At 73.2% G+C, this 22,008-nt stretch carries 19 protein-coding genes and 1 pseudogene; 11 read left to right on the top strand and 9 right to left on the bottom strand.

From position 1 onward, the window contains the following. Positions 1-340: 340 nt before the first annotated feature. Positions 341-931, bottom strand: a complete 591-nt coding sequence (locus ABD844_RS06450) for a TetR/AcrR family transcriptional regulator (RefSeq protein ID WP_344873952.1) — start codon at positions 929-931, stop codon at positions 341-343. Between the two features lie 100 nt (positions 932-1,031). On the opposite strand from ABD844_RS06450, the gene ABD844_RS06455 reads away from it, so the two are divergent. Together ABD844_RS06455 and ABD844_RS06460 are read left to right on the top strand one after the other, a co-directional pair. Further along, positions 1,032-2,225, top strand: coding sequence for an MFS transporter (locus ABD844_RS06455; RefSeq protein ID WP_344873954.1), 1,194 nt, complete (start codon positions 1,032-1,034; stop codon positions 2,223-2,225). Positions 2,226-2,333: 108 nt separating this feature from the next. After that, positions 2,334-3,449 carry a hypothetical protein gene (locus ABD844_RS06460; protein WP_344873955.1) on the top strand — a complete coding sequence of 372 codons (1,116 nt, stop codon included), beginning with the start codon at positions 2,334-2,336 and terminating at the stop codon, positions 3,447-3,449. 21 nt (positions 3,450-3,470) lie between these two features. Here the strand turns inward: ABD844_RS06460 and ABD844_RS06465 are convergent, their stop codons facing one another. Next, the gene (locus tag ABD844_RS06465; protein WP_344873957.1) at positions 3,471-3,926 is read right to left on the bottom strand and encodes a MarR family winged helix-turn-helix transcriptional regulator; all 456 of its coding nucleotides are present in this window, start codon (positions 3,924-3,926) and stop codon (positions 3,471-3,473) included. 181 nt (positions 3,927-4,107) lie between these two features. Between ABD844_RS06465 and ABD844_RS06470 the strand changes: the two genes are divergently transcribed. From ABD844_RS06470 to ABD844_RS06490, 5 genes are all read left to right on the top strand, one after another. Further along, positions 4,108-5,505, top strand: a complete 1,398-nt coding sequence (locus tag ABD844_RS06470; RefSeq protein ID WP_344873959.1) for an MFS transporter — start codon at positions 4,108-4,110, stop codon at positions 5,503-5,505. 69 nt (positions 5,506-5,574) lie between these two features. Continuing rightward, positions 5,575-6,561: a hypothetical protein gene (locus ABD844_RS06475; protein ID WP_344873961.1), complete on the top strand. Its 987-nt coding sequence runs from the start codon at positions 5,575-5,577 to the stop codon at positions 6,559-6,561. Positions 6,562-6,668: 107 nt separating this feature from the next. Next, on the top strand, positions 6,669-7,613 hold the full coding sequence (locus ABD844_RS06480) for a cucumopine synthase-related protein (RefSeq protein WP_344873963.1): 945 nt from the start codon (positions 6,669-6,671) through the stop codon (positions 7,611-7,613). Beyond that, on the top strand, positions 7,610-8,773 hold the full coding sequence (locus tag ABD844_RS06485; protein WP_344873965.1) for an NAD(P)/FAD-dependent oxidoreductase: 1,164 nt from the start codon (positions 7,610-7,612) through the stop codon (positions 8,771-8,773). Before ABD844_RS06480 ends, ABD844_RS06485 begins: the two co-directional genes overlap by 4 nt. Before the next feature lie 4 nt (positions 8,774-8,777). Further along, entirely contained in the window at positions 8,778-10,013 is a 1,236-nt protein-coding gene (locus ABD844_RS06490) for a cytochrome P450 family protein (RefSeq protein WP_344873967.1), read from the top strand. Between the two features lie 31 nt (positions 10,014-10,044). Here ABD844_RS06490 and ABD844_RS06495 read toward each other — a convergent pair whose 3' ends face one another. Both ABD844_RS06495 and ABD844_RS06500 read right to left on the bottom strand, forming a co-directional pair. Then, positions 10,045-10,953, bottom strand: coding sequence for an ABC transporter ATP-binding protein (locus tag ABD844_RS06495; RefSeq protein WP_344873969.1), 909 nt, complete (start codon positions 10,951-10,953; stop codon positions 10,045-10,047). After that, complete coding sequence (locus ABD844_RS06500) at positions 10,953-11,597, bottom strand: TetR/AcrR family transcriptional regulator (protein ID WP_344873971.1); 645 nt, start codon at positions 11,595-11,597, stop codon at positions 10,953-10,955. The genes ABD844_RS06495 and ABD844_RS06500 overlap by 1 nt, the downstream gene beginning before the upstream one ends. A gap of 147 nt (positions 11,598-11,744) precedes the next feature. On the opposite strand from ABD844_RS06500, the gene manA reads away from it, so the two are divergent. Beyond that, the gene (gene manA, locus ABD844_RS06505; RefSeq protein ID WP_344873973.1) at positions 11,745-12,932 is read left to right on the top strand and encodes a mannose-6-phosphate isomerase, class I; all 1,188 of its coding nucleotides are present in this window, start codon (positions 11,745-11,747) and stop codon (positions 12,930-12,932) included. A gap of 45 nt (positions 12,933-12,977) precedes the next feature. Here the strand turns inward: manA and ABD844_RS06510 are convergent, their stop codons facing one another. Continuing rightward, on the bottom strand, positions 12,978-14,675 hold the full coding sequence (locus ABD844_RS06510; protein ID WP_344873975.1) for an FAD-dependent oxidoreductase: 1,698 nt from the start codon (positions 14,673-14,675) through the stop codon (positions 12,978-12,980). Between the two features lie 113 nt (positions 14,676-14,788). On the opposite strand from ABD844_RS06510, the gene ABD844_RS06515 reads away from it, so the two are divergent. Continuing rightward, entirely contained in the window at positions 14,789-15,367 is a 579-nt protein-coding gene (locus ABD844_RS06515; protein ID WP_344873976.1) for a helix-turn-helix domain-containing protein, read from the top strand. A gap of 4 nt (positions 15,368-15,371) precedes the next feature. Here ABD844_RS06515 and sigJ read toward each other — a convergent pair whose 3' ends face one another. Next, on the bottom strand, positions 15,372-16,262 hold the full coding sequence (gene sigJ / locus ABD844_RS06520; RefSeq protein ID WP_344873978.1) for an RNA polymerase sigma factor SigJ: 891 nt from the start codon (positions 16,260-16,262) through the stop codon (positions 15,372-15,374). An 89-nt stretch (positions 16,263-16,351) separates the two neighbouring features. After that, positions 16,352-17,194, bottom strand: a complete 843-nt coding sequence (locus tag ABD844_RS06525) for an NAD(P)H-binding protein (RefSeq protein WP_344873980.1) — start codon at positions 17,192-17,194, stop codon at positions 16,352-16,354. A gap of 142 nt (positions 17,195-17,336) precedes the next feature. Between ABD844_RS06525 and ABD844_RS06530 the strand changes: the two genes are divergently transcribed. Next, positions 17,337-18,260 (top strand): AraC family transcriptional regulator, encoded by a 924-nt coding sequence (locus ABD844_RS06530; protein WP_344873982.1) that lies wholly within the window; start codon positions 17,337-17,339, stop codon positions 18,258-18,260. Positions 18,261-18,270: 10 nt separating this feature from the next. On the opposite strand, the gene ABD844_RS06535 is transcribed toward ABD844_RS06530, so the two are convergent. Both ABD844_RS06535 and ABD844_RS06540 read right to left on the bottom strand, forming a co-directional pair. Continuing rightward, positions 18,271-19,659 (bottom strand): amino acid permease, encoded by a 1,389-nt coding sequence (locus ABD844_RS06535; protein WP_344873983.1) that lies wholly within the window; start codon positions 19,657-19,659, stop codon positions 18,271-18,273. Positions 19,660-19,738: 79 nt separating this feature from the next. Then, positions 19,739-20,902, bottom strand: coding sequence for a phospholipase D-like domain-containing protein (locus ABD844_RS06540; RefSeq protein ID WP_344873985.1), 1,164 nt, complete (start codon positions 20,900-20,902; stop codon positions 19,739-19,741). A gap of 196 nt (positions 20,903-21,098) precedes the next feature. Here ABD844_RS06540 and ABD844_RS06545 point away from each other — a divergent pair. Then, positions 21,099-22,008 (top strand): annotated as a pseudogene (locus ABD844_RS06545) (hypothetical protein); the annotation flags it as partial.

A 22,008-nucleotide genomic window follows, 5' to 3' on the forward strand; every position in this document is an offset into this window, starting at 1 on the left:
CGGTGGCAAGGCCCCCGAGGGCGGCACCCCTTCCAGCACTTAACGGAGAGCGTCACCCCGGCCCGCGCCACCCGCTCATCGGTCACCAGATCGGCGGCGGCCAGGGCCCGCAGGTCCCAGGTCAGCTCTTCTCGCACGTCGTCCTGCACGTCGGCCATCGCGTAGGCGAGGACGCAGATGTGCAGCGGGTCACCCTGCCCGCCGTCGATGTCCGCCCAGATCCGGGCGAACTCGAGGCGGGCCGCGTCACGCTCGCCTTGGTGGGTGATGCAGCTCCACCGCCTCGCCGGCCCGTCGGCCAGTTCTCCGGCGGGCCCGCGGTACGGGCGGGTGTGGCGAGTCAGGTCGCGGACGTCGTGAGCGTCTTGAGCGCGTTGACGGTGAAGTCGATCGCCGTGGCGAGGCGCCGGGGGTCGTGCCCGGCGCGCTCGCGTACGCGTAGTCCGAGCACCGTCGTGAACAGCAACTCCACCGCGGCGTCGACGTCGAGGGCGGCGGGCAGGTCACCGTCGCGGACGCCGCGGCGCAGCAGCGACGCCAGGGTCTTCCTGGTGACGTCGAATGCGGCCTCGGTCTGCTGCCGGACCTCGGGGTCGCTGGTGCCGAGCTCGGTGGCCGTGTTGACCACGAAGCAGCCGAGGCCGGAGTCGTGGCCGACCATCCAGATCAGCCACTCCCGCAGGATGTCGAGGCTGGGGCCGGGGGCGCTGAGCAGTTCTTCGGCCTGAGCGGACTCGGTCGCCCGGTAGTGGTCCAGCGTCCGCAGGAACAGGGTGCGCTTGTCGTTGAACGCCCGGTACAGGCTGCTCTGCTTGAGGCTCAGCTCGGCGCCCAGGTCGCGGACGGACGTGGCGTTGTAGCCGCGCCGCCAGAACAGGCGGGTCGCCTTGGCGATCACGTCGTGCTCGTCGAACTCCCTGGGCCGTGCCATGGTCCCCACCCTACCAGCGTTGTGGAGCGTTCGCTCCCGTATTAGGGTGTGCCGTCATAAGGGAGCGATCGCTCCCGAATGACTCAGAAGGAGAACCGACGTGACGGCAACGGACCCCACGACGACCGGGCGGGACGCCCCGGCGAAGGATCATTGGATCGCGGTGTCCGCCGTGGCCTTCGGCACATTTCTGCTGGTGACGGCCGAGCAACTGCCCATCGGGCTGCTCACCCCCGTCGGATCGGCGCTGTCGGTGTCCGAGGGCGCGGCGGGGCTGATGGTCACGGTCCCCAGCATCGTCGCCGCCGTCGCGGCGCCGGTCGTGCCGGTGCTGGTCGGCAGGATGAATCGCAGGCTCCTGCTCGTCGCCCTGATGGGGCTCATGACGCTGGCCAACCTGGCCTCCGCCCTGGCCCCGGACTACCCGCTCCTGATCATCTCCCGCGTGCTGGTCGGGGTGGCGATCGGCGGGTTCTGGGCGATCGCCGGCGGGCTGGCCGTCCGGCTCGTCCGGGCCGCGCACGTGCCGCGGGCGACCGCGATCATCTTCGGCGGCGTGGGCGCCGCGAACGTCTTCGGCGTCCCCCTCGGCACCGTGATCGGCGGGCTGGCGAGCTGGCGGATCGCGTTCGGCGCGCTGAGCGCCCTCGCGCTGGTGGTGCTGGTCGCGCTGCTGGCGGTGCTGCCGCCGTTGGCCGCGGCGCGGCCCGTCGCCCTGCGGCGGCTGGGCGACCAGCTCCGCGACCGGGGCGTCAGGGTCGGCATCGTAGCGACCTTCCTGATCGTGACCGGGCATTTCACGGCCTACACGTTCATCGGTCCCGTGCTGCGGGACCTGTCCGGGATCGACGAGCGGTTCGTCGGGCCGCTGCTGTTCGGGTTCGGGGTGGCGGGCATGGTGGGGAACTTCGCCGCCGGTGCCGCCGTGGCGAAGCGGCTCCACCGTACGGTGCTCGCGATCACCGCCGCCCTGGGGGTGACCGTGCTGCTCTATCCCGTGGCGGGGCTCACCGCCGCGGGCGGGGTGACGCTGCTCGTGGTCTGGGGCCTGGTGTACGGCGGGGTCTCCACGAGCCTCCAGACGTGGATGATCAAGGCGGCGCCGCAGGCGGTCGAGGAGGCGTCCGCGCTGTGGGTGGCGGTGTTCAACCTGTCGATCGGTCTCGGCGCTCTGGCCGGTGGCACCGTCGTCGACGCTCTGCCGCTCCAGGGCATCCTCTGGCTGGCCGGCATCCTCGTCCTGGGGGCCGGGGCCGCCGTGTGGAGCGTCCGTCGCGACGAGAGCCTCCGATGACCGGCTGACTCCCGGCCGACGGGAAACGGGCGGGCCGCCCGGCGCCCGGCCTGACGGGTACAGTGGGCCGGTCGCCGGGGTCCGCGGGCAATGCCACGGGAGATGACGATGACCGAGCACGCCGACTTCAACCGACGCGTGGGCGCCCGCATGGCCGAGACCGGCGAGTCGTACGCCACCGCGCGCGGCCACCTCCTGGCCGGGCTGCCGGGCAACGCGCCCTCCGGCGGCGCATGGCCGACCGCCGCCCTGCACGTGAGCAACGGCGACGCCACCGACCTGCCCGGCACCGGGCTCGCGCCGCGCGTCCTCTACTGGCGGGACGTCCTGCACGAGGGGCCGGTGCCCGCGGTGGGAGTCGAGGAGCTGCGCCAGACCAGGGCCGCCTTCCTGGCCGGGGCGAGCGCGGACGACCACGCGCGGATCGCCGCCGTGTTCGCCGAGCGGGACCGTACGCTGGAGGCCAACCGCGACGGCGACTACGTCCTGTGGTTCGAGGCCGATCTGTACGACCAGTTGCAGATCATCCAGATCCTGGCCCGCCTGGCCGAGCTGGGCGTGCCCGCCGGGCGCGTCACGTTGATCTGCGTCGGCGAGCACCCCGGCATCGCCCGCTTCGGCGGCCTAGGCCAGCTCTCCGCGGCGCAGTTGCGCGAGCTGCCCTTCACGAACGCGCGCGCCCGGCTCACCCCGGACGCGCTGCGGCTGGCCACCCGGGCGTGGGCCGCGTTCCGGGCACCGGCCCCGGACGGCCTGCGTGCCGTCGCGGACAGCCGCTCGGGCGAGCTGCGCTTCCTGGGCGAGGCGTTCGACCGGCTCGGCCGCGAGTACCCGGCCACCCGCGACGGGCTCTCGCTCACCGAACGCCGGATCCTGGCGGCCGTCGCCGACGGGGCCGGTGACGCAGGGACGGCCTTCGTCCGCGCGGGCGGACGCGAGACGCGCCCGTACCTGGGCGACACCTGGTGCTTCGCGACGACACAGCGGATGGCCCGCGCCCCCGTCCCGCTCCTGCGCGCGGAACCGGCGGACGCCCCGGTCGGGCCCGGCACCGGCCTGCGCCTGACCGAGGCCGGAGCCCAGGTGCTGGCCGGGGCGGCGGACCACGTGACGCTCAACGGGATCGACCGGTGGATCGGCGGCGTCCACCTGCACGGGCACCACGTGCCGTGGCGCTGGGACGACGGCGCCGAGACCATCGTCCGCATTTCCGGGCGGCCCTGAGGTGCCCGCCTGGGCTCCTCGCTAGACGCGCGCGCCGGTGCCCTGCTGGGGTCCGCGCTCGGGACGCGGCCAGGGGCGTCCGCCGAGGCGTTCGATGTCGGTGTTGAAGCGCTTGAGGTACGCGGCGAAGGTCGCCACGTCGTCGGCCGACCAGCCGGCCAGCACCTTCTCCAGGCCGTTGATGTTGCGGGCGCGCTCGCTGTCGAGGTAGCGCTCCCCCGCCTCGGTCAGGCGGAACTTGCGGGCGATGCCGCCGCCCGGATCGGCGATGCGCTCGGCCAGGCCGGAGCGCAGCAGCGCCGAGGTGTGCCGGTTGAGCGTGGACACGTCGAGGCCGAACGCCTCGCTGAGCTGGCCGATCGACATCATGCCCTCCATCCGGATGCGGCTGAGCAGGATGTACGCGCTGCGGTCGAGGTGACGGTGCTGGCCGAGCAGCATGGTCTCGTACTCGATCAGATGCGTGGGCTTGTCCATGACGGTCCTTCTCCACATGCGGTGCGCGTCAGCATATCGCCCACAACACTGTGTAACCCCCACAATCTATGTACGTCACACATTATGTGTAGAGTGCACACCGCTCATGACTAAGAGAGTAGACGGGGGGATTCGAGTGGAAAAGTCCAGATTTGGAAGTTCTAACGGGATCGTCACCGTAATGGCGGTAGCCGGCATCGTCGCCGCACTCACCCAGACCCTGGTGGTGCCCCTGATCGGCGAGCTGCCGACCATGCTGGGCACCTCCGCCTCCAACGCCTCGTGGGTCATCACCGCCACGCTGCTGGCCGCGGCCGTCACCACCCCGGTGATGGGACGGCTCGGCGACCTGTACGGCAAACGCCGGCTGATGCTCGTCTGCTCGGTGCCCCTGATCGTGGGCTGCGTCGTCTGCGCCCTCGCCGGATCGCTCGCCCCCATGGTCGTCGGACGCGGGCTCCAGGGCATGGGCATGGGCCTGATCCCGCTGGGCATCAGCGCCCTGCGCGACGTGCTGCCGCCCGACCGGCTCGGCCCGTCCATCGCGCTGATGAGCTCGTCCATGGGCATCGGCGGCGCGCTGGGCCTGCCCATCTCCGCCGCGGTCGCCGAGTACGCGAGCTGGCGGGTGCTGTTCTGGGTCGCGGCGGGGCTGGGTCTCGTGGTGGCCGCGTTCATCTGGCGGCTGGTGCCGTTCACGCCGCCCGCCGCCAAGGGCCGGGTCGACGTGCTCGGCGCGCTCGGACTCGGCGTGGGCCTGGTGTGCCTGCTGCTCGGCGTCTCCAAGGGCGCCGACTGGGGCTGGGCGAGCGGCGTCACGCTCGGGCTGCTGGGCGCCGCGGCGGTCATCCTGCCCGCGTGGGGGTGGTGGGAGCTGCGCGTCCGCGACCCGCTGGTCGACCTGCGCGTCACCGCCCGCCCTCAGGTGCTGCTGACGAACGTGGCCTCGATCGTGGTCGGCTTCTCGATGTTCGCCCAGTCGCTGATCGTCATACAGATCCTCCAGCTCCCCGGCGCCACCGGGTACGGCCTGGGCCAGTCGATGCTGGCCGCCGGGCTCTGGATGGCCCCCTCCGGCCTGATGATGATGATCGTCTCCCCCATCGGCGCGCGGCTGTCGGCCGCCCGCGGCCCCAAGGTCACGCTGATCGTCGGCAGCCTGGTCATGGCCCTCGGCTACGGCCTGTCCCTGGTGCTGCTCGGCTCCACCTGGGGGATGCTGATCATCACCTGCGTGTGCAGCGTCGGCGTCGGACTCGCCTACGGCTCGATGCCCGCCCTCATCATGAGCGCCGTGCCGCGTTCCGAGACCGGCGCGGCCAACAGCTTCAACACCCTCATGCGCTCCATCGGCACCACCGTGTCGGCCGCGGTGATCGGGCTCGTGCTCTCGCAGCTCACCACCGACTTCGGCGGGCAGGCGCTGCCGTCGGAGGCCGGTTTCCGCATCGGCATGCTCATCGGGTGCGGCGCCGCGCTGGTGGCGGCACTGATCACCATGACCCTCCCGGCCCGCGGCCCGGCCGCGCGTACCACCCTGCACGCCACCGCGCCCGCCGAGCCCGCCCCCGAGCACTGAACACCCGCCTGCCGTGGCCTGCCCGAAATTGCCTCGCGATCGGGCCGGTCCCCGGCTAGATTCGCAAACGTGTCGCAAACCCTCGAGATCGCGTGCGACGAGTCCGGCGCGGAGGGCGAGAAGCTCGTCGGCGGCAACAGCGACGTCTTCGCGCACGCCAGCGTGCTGATGGACGCCGAGACCGCGACCGCCTGCGTCGCGGAGCTGCGCGAGAGGGCGCCGACCCCGGCCACCGAATACCGGGCGAGCCACGTGCTGCGCGGCAAGCACCGGGCGGCGCTGCTCTGGCTGCTCGGCCCGGAGGGTCCCGTGCTCGGCAAGGTGCGCGTGTTCCTGACCGACAAGCTGTTCTACGTCGCCGGCAAGGTCACCGGCCTGCTGGAGGACGACCACGCGCCCCGCCTCGGCCTCGACCCGCACGCCGCGGCCACCGCGGCCGTCCTCTACCGGGAGGGGCCGGGGGCCTTCGGCGCCGAGCGGTGGGCGGCCCTGCTCGACTCCTTCAACTACCTGCTGCGGGCCAAGAACGGCCAGGGCGTCACCACCTCGGTCGAGGAGACGTTCCGGCTGGTCGAGGAGCTGCGCGGGGCCGGTGGCGCGGCAGGCGAGATCATGGAGTCGCTGTGGCGGGCCCGCGCCCGGGTGGCCGACTTCCGCGAGCGGCTGCTGGCCGACCCGTACGTCTTCCCCGCGCTCGACCCGCTCATCCCGGCCATCGTCCAGGCGGTCACGTACTGGGGCGCGGGCGGCGGCCCCGTCTCGGTCGTGCACGACCGGCAGACGACACTGACCGACGAGCGGGTGGCGCAGATGCGGCGGATCCTGGGCGGGCGCATGGCGGGCCTGCGGCTGGTCGACTCGGAGCTGGACGAGCGGGTGCAGGTGGCCGACGTCATGGCGGGCGTGGCCCGCAAGATCGCGCTCGACGAGCTGGCCGGCCGGGCCGACCCCACACTGTCGGCGCTGATCCGCCCGTACGTGGACGGCTCGTCGATCTGGGCCGGCGGGCCCGGCCTGACAGCGCCGGCCGGCGAGGCCGTGCCCCGCTCCGCCTGAGGCGTCCCGGCGAGCGGGCGGTCGTCTCCCGGCCGGAGGTCATGTGCCGGTAAACAGCCCCACCCTCCCCACTATCGCCACAAATTGTGACGTTAGAGTGACGTACTGTGAATGAATCCAAGCGTGTAGAAATCACCTGGCCCGGCATCGGCATCACCGTGGCCGCCGAACTCGACCAGCGCAACAAAGCCCTGGCCCAGTGCCTGTGGGACGCGCTGCCCTACCGCAGCCTCCAGGGGCACGCCCTGGTGGCCGGATATCACCTCTACCACCTCGCCCCGGTGCACTCCCTGCTGCACACACCCGCCGAGTACAAGGTGGACCGGCGCACCGTCCCCGACGGCACCCTGTTCTGCTCGCGCCTGCAACACCTGGGCATCAAGTACGGCGAGCTGACCGAGCCCATGACCGCCACCCCGATCGGCCAGGTCGTCGAGGACGACCTCGACGCGCTGGCCGAGGCCGGCCGCGAGGTGTGGAACTCGGTCTACACCACCAAGGAGCCCGTCATCGCCGAGGTGCGCCGCGCCGGCGAGCCCGGCGGTCACGTCCTGCCCCGCCTGCCCATCGGCGACCCCGAGCTCAACCGGCTCGCGGCCGAGGTGCACGCCGAGACCGAGCGCATCTGGCTCGCCCCGCCGCAGGAGCTGCTCGACCTGCACGAGGGCCGCATCCCCTCCGGCGCGGGCAGCTACGAGACGGTGCTGACCACGCTGCTGTTCGTCAACGGCGAGACCCGCCCGCTCGGCTACAGCTGCTACGGCGGCCTCGTGCGCGCCGCCCTCGACGGCATGCCCATGCCGTGGCTGCGCCAGATGACCAGGCAGCTCGCCCACACGCCCGCTGAGTTTCTCGGCTACTGCGGCCTCGACCGCCTCTGGGACTTCACCCAGCGGCTGCTGTCGGGCCTGGAGCGGCTCGACAGCCACGAGGACTTCATCGCGATCATGGCCCACATGGCGCTCTACTGCAACTGCCTGGGCGGCTGGAACCTGCACCTGTTCCCCTGGGAGGCGGGAGCGCACCTGCGCAGATTGGCGGCCCCGGCATGACCGGCCGCAACACGCCCCGCCGCAAGGCGACCGGCCGCACCATGACCGGCCCCAGCACGACCGGCCCCAACGCGAGCGGCTCCAGGGTGGTGGTGATCGGGGGCGGCGTCATCGGCCTGTCCATCGCCTTCCACCTGGCCGAGGCGGGCGTCGACGTGACCCTGCTGGAACGCGGCACGCTCGGCTCCGGCGCCTCCCGCGCCACCGCCGACGTGGTGCGCTCGTACTTCGCCGGGAACCCGGTCAGCTCCGCGCTGGCCGTACGCAGCCTCGACGCCTACCGCGCCTTCCCCACCAGGCCCGGCACCGAACTGCCGCTGCGGCAGGTGGGCTACCTGGTGCTGTTCACCGAGGCCGAGCAGGTGGCCGCCTTCGAGGCCGACCTGCCCGCCCAGCTCGCCGCCGGGGTGGACGTCGCCCTGGTCAGCGCCGAGGAGGCCAGGGAACGCAACCGGCTCATCGGCGACCTGCCGCTGGTGGCGGCCGCGTACTCGCCCGACGCCTACATCTCCGACACCACGGCCATCGTCACCGCCTACGCGCGGGCGGCCGAGCAGGCGGGGGCGGCGCTGCGTACCGGGTGCCCGGTGACCGCCATCGACCCGGAGGCCGGACGCGTCCAGACCGCCGACGGGGAGATCTCCGCCGACGCCATCGTCTGCGCCGCCGGCGCCTGGTCCGCCTCGCTGGTCCGCTGCGCCGGGGTGGACATGCCGCTCACCGAGCCGATCGAGCAGGAACTGCTCACCACCGACCCGCTGCCGCCCACCATGCCCGACATCCCGGTCACCCTGCACGCCGCCAGCGGCCTGCTGATCCGCATGCGCGGCGACCGCCTGCTCATCGGCATGGGCTACCCGGGCCCCGACCGCGAGACGTGGCGGCGCGAGGTGGCCGTACGGCTCGCCGAGACGTACCCGAGCCTGGCCGGGGTCGCGCTGCACACCGCCGTCACCGGGCTGCGCGACGCCAGCCCCGACAAGACCGCCTTCATCGGCCACCAGCCCGGCCCGCCGGCCTTCCTGTACGCCACCGGCTTCTCCGGCCACGGCCTGTGCAACGCGCCCGCCGCCGGGGAGCTGGTCCGCGACCTCTACCTCGACCGGGACCCCGGCATGGACGTGACCGCGCTGGCGGTCAGCCCACGACGGACGGGATGACCTCATGACCGAGATGCCCGATACAACCGATGACGACCGTCTCGTCCTCGACCCGGCCACCCACGACCTGCACGGGGACAACGACCGGCTGCGCGCGGCCGGTCCGCTCGTGCCGGTCACCGCGGAGGGCGTACCGGCCTGGGCCGCCACCCGGTACGCCACGCTGATGAGCGTGCTGACCCACCCGGACCTGTCCAGGGAGCTGCACCACTGGACCGGCCGGGACGCCATGCCGCCCGGCACGGCCATCGACCGCATCGTCAGCGACACGTCCATGCTCAACGCCGAGGGCGAGCGCCACCGCCGGCTGCGGATGCCGCTGACCGCCGCGTTCTCGCAGCGCCGGCTCAACGGCCTGCGCCCGCGCATCGAGGAGCTGACCGCCAGGCTCATCGACCACCTCGCCGAGCAGCCGCCCGACCAGCCCGTGGACCTGCGGCCGGAGTTCGCCTACCCGCTGCCGCGCGAGGTCATCTCCGAGCTGATCGGCATCCCGCCCGCCCACCAGGACGAGCTGCACCGCCTCACCGACGCCGTCGCCCAGGTCGGCGACCTGGAGGACTCGCCGGGGCTGCGCAAAGAGCTGCGCGAGCTGCTCGACCGGGTCATCGAGGAGCGCCGCGGCACGCCCGGCGAGGACCTCATCACCGACCTGTTCGAACTGCATGAGAAGGACGGCGGGCGGCTGTCGGAGGCCGAGCTGTTCGCCACCATCGAGCTGCTGTTCATCGCCGGGCACGTCACCACCGTCAACCTCATCACCAACGCCATCGGCGCCCTGCTCAGCCGGCCCGACCAGCTCGGCCTGCTGCGTGCCGGGCAGTGCCCCTACAGCGCGGCCGTGGAGGAGACGCTGCGGTGGGACTCGCCGATCGCGTACTTCCCCATGCGCTACGCCGTACGCGACGTCGAGATCGACGGCGTGCGCCTGGGCACCGGCGAACCGGTGCTGGCCTGCTTCGCCGCCACCGGGCGCGACCCGGACCAGTACGGCCCGGACGCCCACCGGTTCGACCTCACCCGGCCGCAGGCGCCGCACCTGGCCTTCGGGCACGGGCCGCACTTCTGCCTCGGGGCGCCGCTGGCCCGGCTGGAGGGCGAGATCGCGCTGCGGGCGTTGTTCGAGGCGTTCCCGGACATGAGGCTCGCCTCGCCCGTGGACGAGCTGCCGCCCATCGACACGCTCCTGGGCAACAGCACCAGGACGATGCCCGTGATCCTCGGGCCGCGCGCCCGCTGACCCCGCGGCCCACCGGCCCGTCCACCGGTCTCTAGCCCACCCGGGCGGCGCCGTCCCGGCGGTCGTAATGACGCAGGAACAGCTCCTCCAGGGTGGGCGGCCGGCTGACCAGCCCGCGCACGCCCACCGCCGTGAGCCGCCGCAGCACCGGGTCGAGCGCCGCCGTGTCCACCGTGAACCGCACCCGCCCGCCCTCCGCACTCAGGTCGTGCACGCCCGCCAGCTCCGCCAGCCCTTCGGCGGGCCCGGCCAGCTCGGCCTCGATCGAGGTGCGGGTCAGGTGGCGCAGCCCGGCCAGCGTGCCGGTCTCCACCGTACGGCCGTCACGGACGATCGTCACCCGGTCGCACAGCGCCTCGACCTCCGCCAGCACGTGGCTCGACAGCAGCACCGTACGTGCCCCGCGCCGCCGCTCCTCCCGGACGCAGTCCATGAACACCTCCTCCATCAGCGGATCCAGGCCGGAGGTGGGCTCGTCGAGGATCAGCAGCTCGGCGTCGGAGGCCAGCGCCGCCACCAGCGCCACCTTCTGCCGGTTGCCCTTGGAGTAGGTGCGGGCCTTCTTGCGCGGGTCGAGGTCGAACCGCTCCATCAGCTCGGCCGTGCGCCGCCCGTCGAGCCCGCCGCGCAGCCGCCCCAGCAGATCGACGATCTCACCGCCGGACAGGTCGGGCCACAACGTCACGTCACCCGGCACGTACGCCAGCCGGCGGTGCAGCTCGCCCGCCCGCTCCCACGGATCGCCGCCCAGCAGCCGCACGGCGCCCGCGTCGGCCCGCACCAGCCCCAGCAGGATCCGGATCGTGGTGCTCTTGCCCGCGCCGTTCGGCCCCAGGAACCCGTGCACCTCACCGGCGCGCACCGACAGGTCGAGCCCGTCCAGCGCCCTGACCGGCCCGAACGCCTTCCGCAACCCCGACACGGCGATGGCCTCGCTCATCACTCGCCCCTCCTCCTGTCCGCCTGCTGACCGTGCCCCCTGTCGAGAACGGCACGCGCCGCCGCGGCCTCCTCCGGGGTCATCAAGGGGTGGGAGTAGACGTCCAGCAGCGCCCGAAGGAGCTTGTCCTGCCCCTCCACGCTGTCGAGGTCCACGCCCATGCCGCGCTCGACGTGCTTCGACAGGACGCTGAGCGACAGCGCCATGGCCGCGATCACCGCCGACCGCGACCTCGGGTCCACGTCGGGGACGTCGGGCCTGCTCTCGTCGGCCTGCGCCAGCCACCGCTCCCCGATCCGCACCATCTCGTCGAAGAACGGCTCCGCCCAGCCCTCCGCCAGCGCCCGCGCCAGATAGCGCCGGTAGGGGCCCATCATCGCCACCGGGTTCAGACCGCCCGGCGGCCTGGTCGCGGCCTCCTCGTGCAGCCGGTGCATGGTCCGCACCAGATGCTCGTCGCACGCCTCGCGCAGCGCCTGCTTCGAGCCGAAGTGATGGCGCACCAGGCCCAGCGACACACCCGCCGTCTCGGCGATCCCGCGGATCGTGGCCCGCTCGTAGCCGTGCTCGCCGAAGTGCCACAGCGCCGCGTCCCTGATGCGGGCCCGAGCCGTGAGATCCTCGGGATCCGGTGCGGTCGTCACCCCACCCCTCCTGTTCAACCGTACAGTCGACTGTTCATCAGAGAAGCAAACTATACCCACGTATAGTCGCCTGTCCAGCGGCCCCCGGCGGCACACACGCGCCGATCCCGTTCTAGGCTCCAGAGACGACGATTGGAGCCGAACGCCGTGCCACAGCACCACCCACCGGCCACCGCGCCCATGCGCCTGGCCACCACGATCCGCCCCTACGACTGGGGATCGGTCACCGCCCTGCCGCGCCTGTTCGGAACCGAGCCCACCGGGCAGCCCCAGGCCGAGCTCTGGATGGGCGCCCACCCCGGCGACCCCTCGACCGTGGACGGCGTCCCGCTCGGCGACCTCATCGCCCACGACCCCGCCGCCACCCTCGGCACGCCCACCGCCGACAGGTTCGGCCCCACGCTCCCCTACCTGTTCAAGGTCCTGGCCATCGAGCGCCCGCTCTCCCTCCAGGTCCACCCCACCACCGAACAGGCCCAGGCCGGCTACGCCGACGAGAACGCCCGCGGCATCCCGATCGACGACCGCACCCGCACCTACAAGGACGCCTCCCACAAACCCGAGATGGTCTGCGCGCTCACCGCCTTCCACGGGCTGTGCGGCTTCCGCGAGCCCGCCGCCACCGCCGCCCTCCTCGACCGGCTCGGCGTGCCCGCCCTGCGCCCCTGGATCGACGCCCTCACCACCGGCGCGCCCGCCCACGCCCTGCGCACCGTGTTCGCCGAGATGCTCGGCGACGCCGCCCGCCCCGTACGCGACCAGGCCGAACGCGCCCTGCTCGACACCCGCGACGACGACCTCACCGTCTACGGCGACCTCGCCCGCGCCTGCCCCGGCGACCCCGGCGTCGTGGCCGCCCTCCTGCTGCACCACGTCCGGCTGCGCCCCGGGCAGGCCCTCTACCTGGGCGCCGGCGTTCCCCACGCCTACCTCGGCGGCATCGGCGTCGAGATCATGGCCAGCTCCGACAACGTGCTGCGCTGCGGGCTCACCACCAAGCACGTGGACGTGCCCGAGTTGCTGCGGGTGGTCGGCTTCGACCCGTCCGACCCGTACCTCGTCGAGCCGGCGGACGACGGCTCCGGCGCCTACGACTACCTCCCGCCCGCGCCCGAGTTCGCCCTCACCCGCCACGAGCTGACCGGCGAGGGCGCGCACACCCTGCCCGGCGGGGTGCCGCAGATCGTGCTCTGCGTCGAGGGCGAGGCCCGCCTCGGCGACGACCTGGCGCTGCTGCCTGGCGAGTCGGCCTTCGTCCCGGCGGGCGTTGCCTCGACGAGGCTTTCCGGAAAGGGCGTGGCGTACCGCGCCCGGCCCGGCGCCTTTACAAAGTAGATCTGTTTGGCCGCACCCCCTTCGGTGAGGGTGCGGCCATAGGGATTACGCGCCCGTCCGGCGGAGTTTGAGCACGTTGTCCGCGCGGGTGCCCGGACGCCCGTCGGGGCCGCTCTGGGTGCGTTCGAACTCCTCGCTGCGCAGCACCTCCCACTCGCCCTCCGCGAGCTCCAGGCTTTCGAGCACCTCCTGCGTGGTCGGGAAGTGCACGTCCGGGTGCGCGCCGTGGCTGTGACCGCGATCCTGTCCGCGATCCTGACCGCGATCCTGACCGTGGGCATGGTCGCGGGCATGGTCGCGGGCGCCGTCGTGTTCCCAGGACGGCCGGCCCGCGTGCCCGGCCACCAGCAGCACGCCGCCGGGGGCGACCGCCGCCGCGGCGGCCCGCAGGATCTTCTCGCGGGGCATCTCGCGGGGCGAGTGCAGGTAGCAGGCCGTGACGAGGTCGTAGGAGCCCTCGGGGAACGACGTGCCGAAGTCGTGCCGCTGCCAGTCGATGTGCTCCGCCACGCCCGACTCCTCGGCGTGCCGGGCGGCCCGGCGCAGGGCGACGCCCGAGATGTCGGCGGCGGTGACCCGCCAGCCCCGGCCCGCGAGCCAGATCGCGTCGTCGCCCTCCCCGCAGCCCAGGTCCAGCGCGCGGCCCGGCGGCAGGTCGGCCGCCTCGCGGACGAGCACGACGTTCGGCTTCCCGCTCCAGATGCGCGCGCTCTCGGCGTAGCGGGCGTCCCAGAACTGCTCCTCCGTCACCTGTCCGCCCATCACCTGCCCGGCCGCGACTTGTCCTGCTGCGGCCCGGCTGCGGGCGACGGCGGCGCGGGCCTCCTCGGCGACCAGGTCGGCGTTGATGGCCGCGCCCGCCCGCACCCCGGCCGCCGCGGCGGAGACGACCTGATCGATCACGTTGGTGACGTTGCCGGCCACGTACACGCCCGGCACGGAGGTCCTCCCCATGGGATCGGCCGGCAGGTACGTGCCGATGACCTGGCCGCCCATCTCCTGCTCGGCCGTCTCCAGCCCGAGCCCCTCCAACCCCCGGGTACGGGCGGTGAGCCGGGTGCCGACGGCGACCGCCCGCACGGGGAACTCGCGCCCGTCGGCCAGCCGCACGCCACCGAGCCGGTCACCGGTCACCGTCAGGCCGCTCACCTCGCCCTCCACCACGGTGACGCCCCTGGCGGCGAGCTGCTCGCGCTCCTCCTCCCCCGGCTCCGGCGCCGTGTGCAGGAAGAGGGTCACCTCGTCGCTCCACTGCCGCCACAGCAGGGCCTGGTGCGCGGCCAGCGGGTTGCCGCCCACCACGCCGATGGCCTGGTCGCGCACCTCCCAGCCATGGCAGTACGGGCAGTGCAGCACCTCGCGGCCCCATCGCTCGGCCAGCCCCTCGATCGGGGGCAGCTCGTCGGTCAGACCGGTGGCCACCAGCAGCCGGGCGGCCTCGACCGCCGATCCGTCCGCCAGGTCCACGCGGAAGCGTCCCTCGGCGATCCGCTTCGCCGCCGTGACGGTGCCCGTCACGACCTCCACCCCGTACGCCGCCACCTCCCGCCGCCCCTCCGCCAGCAGCTCCTGCGGCGACAGGCCCTCACGCCCCAGGTAGACGTGCACCCCCTCGGCGGGGGCGTTGCGCGGCCGGCCCGAGTCGATCACCAGCACCCTGCGCCGTGCCCGGCCGAGCGCGAGCGCCCCGCTCAACCCGGCGGCCCCGCCCCCGATCACCACCACGTCGTACGTCGCGTCCATGTCCGCGTTTCCTCTCCATCGTCCGGCTCCAGCGCCCGTCGGGCACTGCGCCACTTTCGGCGGTACCGGGCCGGATTGACAAACTTCGTTGCCGAAATGGCAAGCTTGTCCGCATGGAACTCGACGAGGTGCTCCAGGCGGTGGGCCCGCGACTGCGGGCGATGCGCCAGGAGCGCGGCACGACGCTGGCGGAGCTGGCCAAGAGCACCGGCATCTCGGTCAGCACGCTGTCACGGCTGGAGTCGGGCGGGCGCAAGCCCACGCTCGAACTCCTGCTGCTGCTGGCCAGGGCCTATCAGGTGCAGCTCGACGAGCTGATCGACGCCCCGGTGACCGGTGACCCGCGGGTGCACCTGCGACCGCAGCGGCGCTTCGGCATGACGTACATCCCCCTGAGCCGCCGGCCGGGCGGGCTGCAGGCGTTCAAGCAGATCTACCCGCCGCGCTGGCCGGGCTACGAGCCCGAGCAGCAGGTCCACGAGGGCTACGAGTGGCTCTACGTGCTGTCCGGGCGGCTGCGCGTGCTGCTCGGGCGGCACGACGTGGAGCTGACGGCGGGCGAGGTGGCCGAGTTCGACACGCGTACGCCGCACGCGTTCATCAACCCCGGCGACGAGCCCGCCGAGGTGCTGGCCCTGTTCGGCCCGCAGGGCGAGCGCATGCACGTACGCGCCCGCCCCGCCGCCAAGTGACCGCTCAGGCGTCCCCGAGCACGGCCAGGTCGAGCGTGGCCAGCCGGACCGGGTCGGCCAGGATGTCGATGGCCACGATGCGCCCGCCCGCGATCGTGAAGCTCATCACCGCCGACGGCCGCCCGTCCACCGTGTTGACCACCCCGGCCAGCCCGTTGACCAGCGCCGGATGCGCGGTCGACGGCGAGTAGCGGCGGAACGTGAGCGCCTGCCCGGCCACCCTCGCCGCCCCGCGCACCTCGGCGTAGCCGCCCTCCAGGCGCGCTCCGGCGTCGGCCCGCAGCACCACGTCGGGGTCGAGCACGGCCAGCAGCGCCGCGAAGTCGCCCCGGTGCGCGGCGGCCACGAACGCCTCGACCACCTCCCGCTGCCGCGCCAGATCGGGATCGGGCACCGGCGCCGCCCCGCGCACCCGCCGCCGCGCCCGGCTGGCGAGCTGCCTGGCCGCCGCCGGCGAACGCCCCACCAGCGGCGCGATCTCCTCGAACGGCACCGCGAACATGTCGTGCAGCACGAACGCCAGCCGCTCGGCCGGGTTGAGCGACTCCAGCACCACCAGCAGCGCGAGCCCGACCGAGTCGGCCACCAGCGCCGCCTGCTCCGGGTCGGGCCCGCCGGCCGGGCTCACCACCGGGTCGGGCAGGCGCGGCTCCAGCGGCTCCTCCCGCCGCGAGGTACGGGTACGCAGCATGTCGAGGCACACCCGGCCGACGACGGTGGTCAGCCAGCCGCCCAGGTTCTCCACCTCACCGGCCTCGGTACGGCTCAGCCGCAGCCACGCCTCCTGCACCGCGTCCTCCGCCTCGCTGAGCGAGCCCAGCATGCGGTACGCCACCGCCTTCAGGTGCCCCCTGTGCGCCTCGAAGCGGGTGGCCAGGAATTCGTGCTCGGTCATCGGGCTCCACCTCGTCGTCTCCGTCCGTCACTGCTGTGACGTTCAGGACCGGCCGGATGTGACGCGCGGGCCCCGAGGATCCGCCCCGGTCAGTCCCACGCTCCCGCCGCGCCGGCGGCCGCGGCGAAGGCGGTGAAGTCGCGCGGCGCGCGGCCGAGCGCCTCCCGCACCCCGTGCGACAGGACCTCGTCCAGGCCGCGCCGCAGCGGCGCCACCGCGCCCGCGAACTCCTCGGCCTCCGCCCGCGGCCAGCCCTGGCCGGTCAGCTCGGCCACGTACTCCTCCGGAGGCAGCGGCACGTACCTGATCGGCCGCCCGCTCGCGGCAGACAACTCCACGGCCACCTCGGTCAGCGTCAGGGCGCGCGGCCCCGACAGCTCGTACGTCCGCCCGTCGTGCCCGTCGCCCGTCAGCGCGGCCACGGCGACGTCCGCGATGTCGTCGGCGTCCACGAAGGAGGCCGCGCCGTCGCCGCCGGGCAGCCTCAGCTCGCCCGCCAGCACCATCTCGCGGAAGAAGCCCTCGGTGAAGTTCTGCGCGAACCAGCCCGGCCGCAGGATCGTCCACTCCAGGCCGCTCTCCCGCACCGCGCTCTCCCCGTCGGCGTGGGTCGCCCCGACGCTGCCGGACGGGTCGCCGTAGTCGGGCACGTCCACCCCGCGCCCCGACAGGAGCACGACCCTTTCGACGCCGAGCCGGGCGGCCCGCTCGACGAAGGGCCTGGTCAGCAGCGCCCCGTCCAGCGGCACCAGGTACACCGCGCGCGCCCCGTCCAGCGCGGCGTCCCAGGTGGCGCGCTCGTTCCAGTCGAAGGGCGGCTCGCCGGAGCGCGAGGCCGCCCGGACGGCGGCTCCCATGCCGCGCAGGCGGGCCAGCACCCGTCCGCCGGTCTTGCCCGTGCCGCCCACCACCACGATCGTTCGTTCGGTCATGCCCCCAGTCAACGGGCTCGGCTCGTGAGCGGGACATATCTGGGAGGCTCGCCCGGATGTGCGTGCGTCTCGGCCCCCGCCCAGTCCGGAGCCGCGTCTAGGCTGGCAAGCGTGGACGTCAGCCGCGTCTAGGCTGGCGAGCGTGGACGTCTTCGCGAGCTTGACGGACGGCGTGAAGGCCAGGGGCGCGCTGTTCGGCCGGGCGGTGCTGACGCCGCCGTGGGCGCTGCGCTTCGCCACCGGAGCCGAGCTGACGGTGGTCGCCATGCTGAGCGACCACGCGTGGCTGACCGCGGGCCAGGAGCGGGCGACACGCCTCGCGCCGGGCGACATCGCCCTCGTACGCGGCCCGTCCCCGTTCACCGTCACCGACCGCCCATCGGCGAGCACCGGCCCGGGTCCGGCCGCCTACCTGGTCACCACGGCCGACTACTGCGACCCGCGCGCCCGTCCGCTGGCGCCGCGCACCTGCGGCGAGGACCCCGGCGGACCTGCCTCGCTGCTCGGCGCCGGCTACGTGGGCGGCATCGGCGAGGCGCTGCTGCAGGTGCTGCCCCCGGTGCTCGTCGTGCCTGGCGGGCCGCCCCCGCTGCTCGACCTGGTGACCGGCGAGGTGGCCAGGCGGTCGCCGGGCCAGCAGGTGGTGCTCGACCGGCTGCTCGACCTGCTGCTGGTGTCGACGCTCAGGAGCTGGTTCGAGCGGCCGGGGGCGCGGGCGCCCGCGTGGTACCGCGACACCGGCGACCCGGCGGTCGACCACGCGTTGCGCCTGCTCCACGACGACCCCGCGCACCCGTGGACCGTGACGCGCCTGGCGGCCAAGACGGGCACGTCGCGGGCGGTGCTGGCGCGCAGGTTCGCCGCGCGGGTGGGCGAGCCGCCGATGCGCTACCTGGCGGGCTGGCGGATCGCGCTGGCGGCCGATCTGCTGCGCGACACCGACGCCACGGTGGCGTCGATCGCCCGCCAGGTCGGGTACGCGAACCCGTTCGCGCTCAGCGTGGCCTTCAAGCGCGTCCACGGCACGACCCCGGCGCAACACCGCGCCCGCCACAACCCCGGCTGACCCGGGCGGCTCAGGCGAGGGCGGAGTGGCGGCGGCTGTAGCCGAAGTAGACGACCAGCCCGATCGCGAACCAGACGGCGAAGCGCAGCCACGTCACCGGGTCGAGAAAGGTGATCAGCCAGACGGAGAAGACCACGCCGACGGCCGGCGTCACCGGCATCCACGGCGTGCGGAACGACCGCGGCAGGTCCGGCTGCCGGTGGCGCAGCACGATCACCGCCACGCACACCACCACGAACGCCAGCAGGATCCCGATGTTGGTCAGCTCGGCCGCCTCCCGGATGGGCAGGAACCCGGCGATCACCGCCGAGGCGATCCCCACGATCCAGGTGACGCGCGAGGGCACCCGCCGCACCGGGTGCAGCTTGGCGAACCAGGCGGGCAGCAGCCCGTCCCTGCTCATCGAGAACCACACGCGGGTGACGCCGAGCATGAACGTGAACATGACGGTGAGGATGCCCACGATGGCGCCCACCGCGATCACCGTCGCCAGCCCCGACAGCCCGACCGAGGCGAACGCCGAGGAGAAGCCGCTCTCCGGGTCGATCTCCCGGTAGTGCTGCATGCCGGTCAGCACGAGCGTGGCCAGCACGTACAGCACCATGGAGATGAGCAGGGAGTAGATGATCGCCTTGGGCATGTGGCGCCGCGCGTCGCGCGACTCCTCGGCCGCGGTGCTCATGGCGTCGTAGCCGAACACGGCGAAGAACACGGTGGCGGCCCCGGTGATGGCCCCGCCGACCCCGTACGGGAAGAACGGCGTGTAGTTGGCCGTGTTCACGTGGAAGAACCCGACCACGATCACCAGCAGCACGACGGCCACCTTGACCGCCACCACGAACGTCTCGAACCTGGCCGCCGCGCGGATCCCGAGGTTCAGCAGGAACGCGATGAGCAGGCACAGCGCCACGGCGAAGAGGTCCACCACGTGCCCCGCGCCGGTGCCCGGCGCGCCGAGCATCCAGCCGGGCAGCGTGATCCCGAGCTGCTGCACCAGGAAGCCGAAGTAGCCGGAGATGCCGATGGCCACGACCGCGACGATCGCGGTGTACTCCAGCAGCAGGTCCCAGCCGATGAACCAGCCGACGATCTCCCCGAGCACCGCGTACCCGTAGGTGTAGGCGGAACCGGCCTTCGGGATCATCCCGGCGAACTCGGCGTACGACAGGGCCGCCGCGGCGCTGGCCACCCCGGCGACGAGGAACGACACCAGCACGGCGGGCCCGGCGCTCTCCCTGGCGACCGCGCCCGCCAGGGCGAAGATGCCGGCCCCGATGATGCCGCCCACCCCGATGGCGGTGAGCTGCCAGAGCCCGAGCGACCTGGACAGCTCCCCCTCGTGCTCGGCCACGATCTGTTCCACCGGCTTGCGCCGGAACACGCCGCGCGAAGTGACCATGACGCCCCCACTGCCGACGACGGCCCCGTGGGGGCGAGCTTCCCTCCAGGAGAGCGCCAAACCCGCCCAGGCCGGGCGGCTAGGCGGCGGTCGCCGCGGCGCGCATCCGTTCGAAGTTGGCCACGTACTGGTCGTAGACGCGCTTGTCGTTCAGCTTGAGCAGCGTCTCGTCGTTGCGGCGCAGCGAGGTCTCGTTGTAGTTGTGGCTGCCCGTGAAGACCCAGCGCGCGTTCTTGTCACCGTCGTACGAGCCCTCGACCAGCAGGTACTTGGAGTGGATGCGCCCCGGCAGCGCGCTGCCCGAGCCCAGCTCGCGCAGTTCGAGCGACGGCTGCGCCGCCAGCACGGCCTTCACCTCGTCGTCGATGATCCCGTACACGATCTGGACGCCGCACCCCGCGCCCGCCAGGTCGCGCAGGCGTTCGGCGATGGCGATCCGGTAGGTGTCCCATTCGGACATGCCCACCCTGATCTTCGTCCCGCCCTCGCAGGAGACCTTGTCCAGGTAGTCGACGATGGGGTCGCCCGCCGCCTTCGGGAAGAAGTGCGCCCGCACGCCGCGCGCCTGGACCTCGCGGTAGTAGTCGAGGTTCTTGCGCTCGGCGGCCAGGTCGGCGAAGTAGCCGTCGTACGCCCGGTACAGGCGCTTGTCCCCGGTGAGGACGAGCGCGTTGTTCCAGTACGTGGTGGAGTTCAGGTCGGTGAGGTTGGCCGACGACTGCACCACCACGTTGGAGGCGTGCCCGGCCCGCGAGAACAGGTAGAACTTGTTGTGCTGGCCCTTGTTCCCGATGCAGGCCGCGGTGCCGCCCGACATCGGGCCGGTGCACACGTGCAGCCACGAACGGGCGGCGAGGTCGGTGCCGAGCCCGGCCGCGAGCTGGCCGGCCACGGCGGCGCCGCGCTGGTCGCCGTCCAGCACGACGCGCACCCTGACGCCGCGCTCGTGGGCCGCGACCAGTTCGGCGGCGAACTCGGTGCCGGCCGTGCCCGACATCACGAAGTGCGCGATCTGGATGCTCGCCCCCGCGGGCGTCTGCCGGACGAGGCCGCACAGCGTGCGCACGATAGCGGTCGGGTCCCCGCCCACGGGCTCGCTGAACACCGCTCCGGTCGTCGCCGGTCGCGTGGGGGCGTCGGCGCAGGTGGATGCCTGGGCGGCGGCGGCCGTACCGGTGCCGGCGATCGCGGCGGCGGCCATGACGGCGCCGACGGTCAGGAGGGACAGGGACTTGCTCGGCATGCGAAACTCCTCCAGCATTGTGGCCAGTCTTGATCAACGATTATGGACTGGTCCGATACCGATCGTGTAGGCCCGCCCGGCGATCACGGTGACCCCTTGCCGACGGCCTACTGAACGATCAGCGAACATTACTCGTGCGCTACGCGCCCGGCGGTCTCATCATGAGAGGACCCGCCGAGGAAGAGGTGGCGCGATCATGGGCGCAGAAGGACTGGGACGCCGTCCCGACGGGTTGTCCGGAGTCACCGAGCTGCGCCTGCACGGCGTGGGCGGCACGTCGCCGCAGTCTCTGCTCGACGACCCCACTCCCATGCAGGTGGCGGGTGACCGCATCGCCGGTTTCTACCGCACGGCCGACCGCGAGGGGCGGCACGTGGAGGCGTACTCGTGGGGCGGCCTGACGTCCGGCAGCTCCTGGCGGGTGCTGTGGCTGGTGCTGCTGCCGTTCGCGATGGCCAACATGGCCGCCTGGATGTTCCCGCGGTGGCTGCCCGGCCGCCCGGTGCGCTTCCGCCTCTTCCGGTGGGCGGCCCGGCTGGCGTCCTTCGGGCTGACGCTCAACCTGGTGGTGCTGGCCGCCGCCATCCCCATCGACTACGTGGCCTACCAGTGCGGCGGCTCACGGGAGTGCGCACGGTGGCCGTCCTGGGTGCTGCCGCCGGACCTGCCCGCGGTGCGGATCCTGGTGGGCGCGGTGGTGCCGCTGCTGGTGATCGCCGTCCTGTACGCCCTCGCGCACACCTCACAGAACCGCTATGACCAGGTCAAACCACCCACCCCGGAGGAGGACGCGCGTCCGCCCGAAGACGCGGGCGCCGAGTTCCCGGGGCTGTCGGACCCCGGGTTCTGGAACGGTGTCGACCACGCCCGCGCGCTCACCCGCCTGCACGTCGCCGGGTCGATCGCCCTCGTCGCCGCCCTGGTCACCTGGACCGTGCACAACGTCAGCCCGGTGGAGGGCCCGTGGCTCGCCCCCGCCCTGGCCGTCCCCGCGGCGGTCGTCGGCGGGTGCGCCGTGGCCGGGTGCGCCGACAGGGCCGCCGCGTTCGGGCGACGGCTCTCCTGGGTGCTGCTGGGCGTCGCGGTGGCGGCGCTGGCGGGGGCCG

Origin of the sequence: Nonomuraea antimicrobica, assembly GCF_039536965.1 — a bacterium.
In the GTDB taxonomy this organism is placed as follows: domain Bacteria; phylum Actinomycetota; class Actinomycetes; order Streptosporangiales; family Streptosporangiaceae; genus Nonomuraea; species Nonomuraea antimicrobica.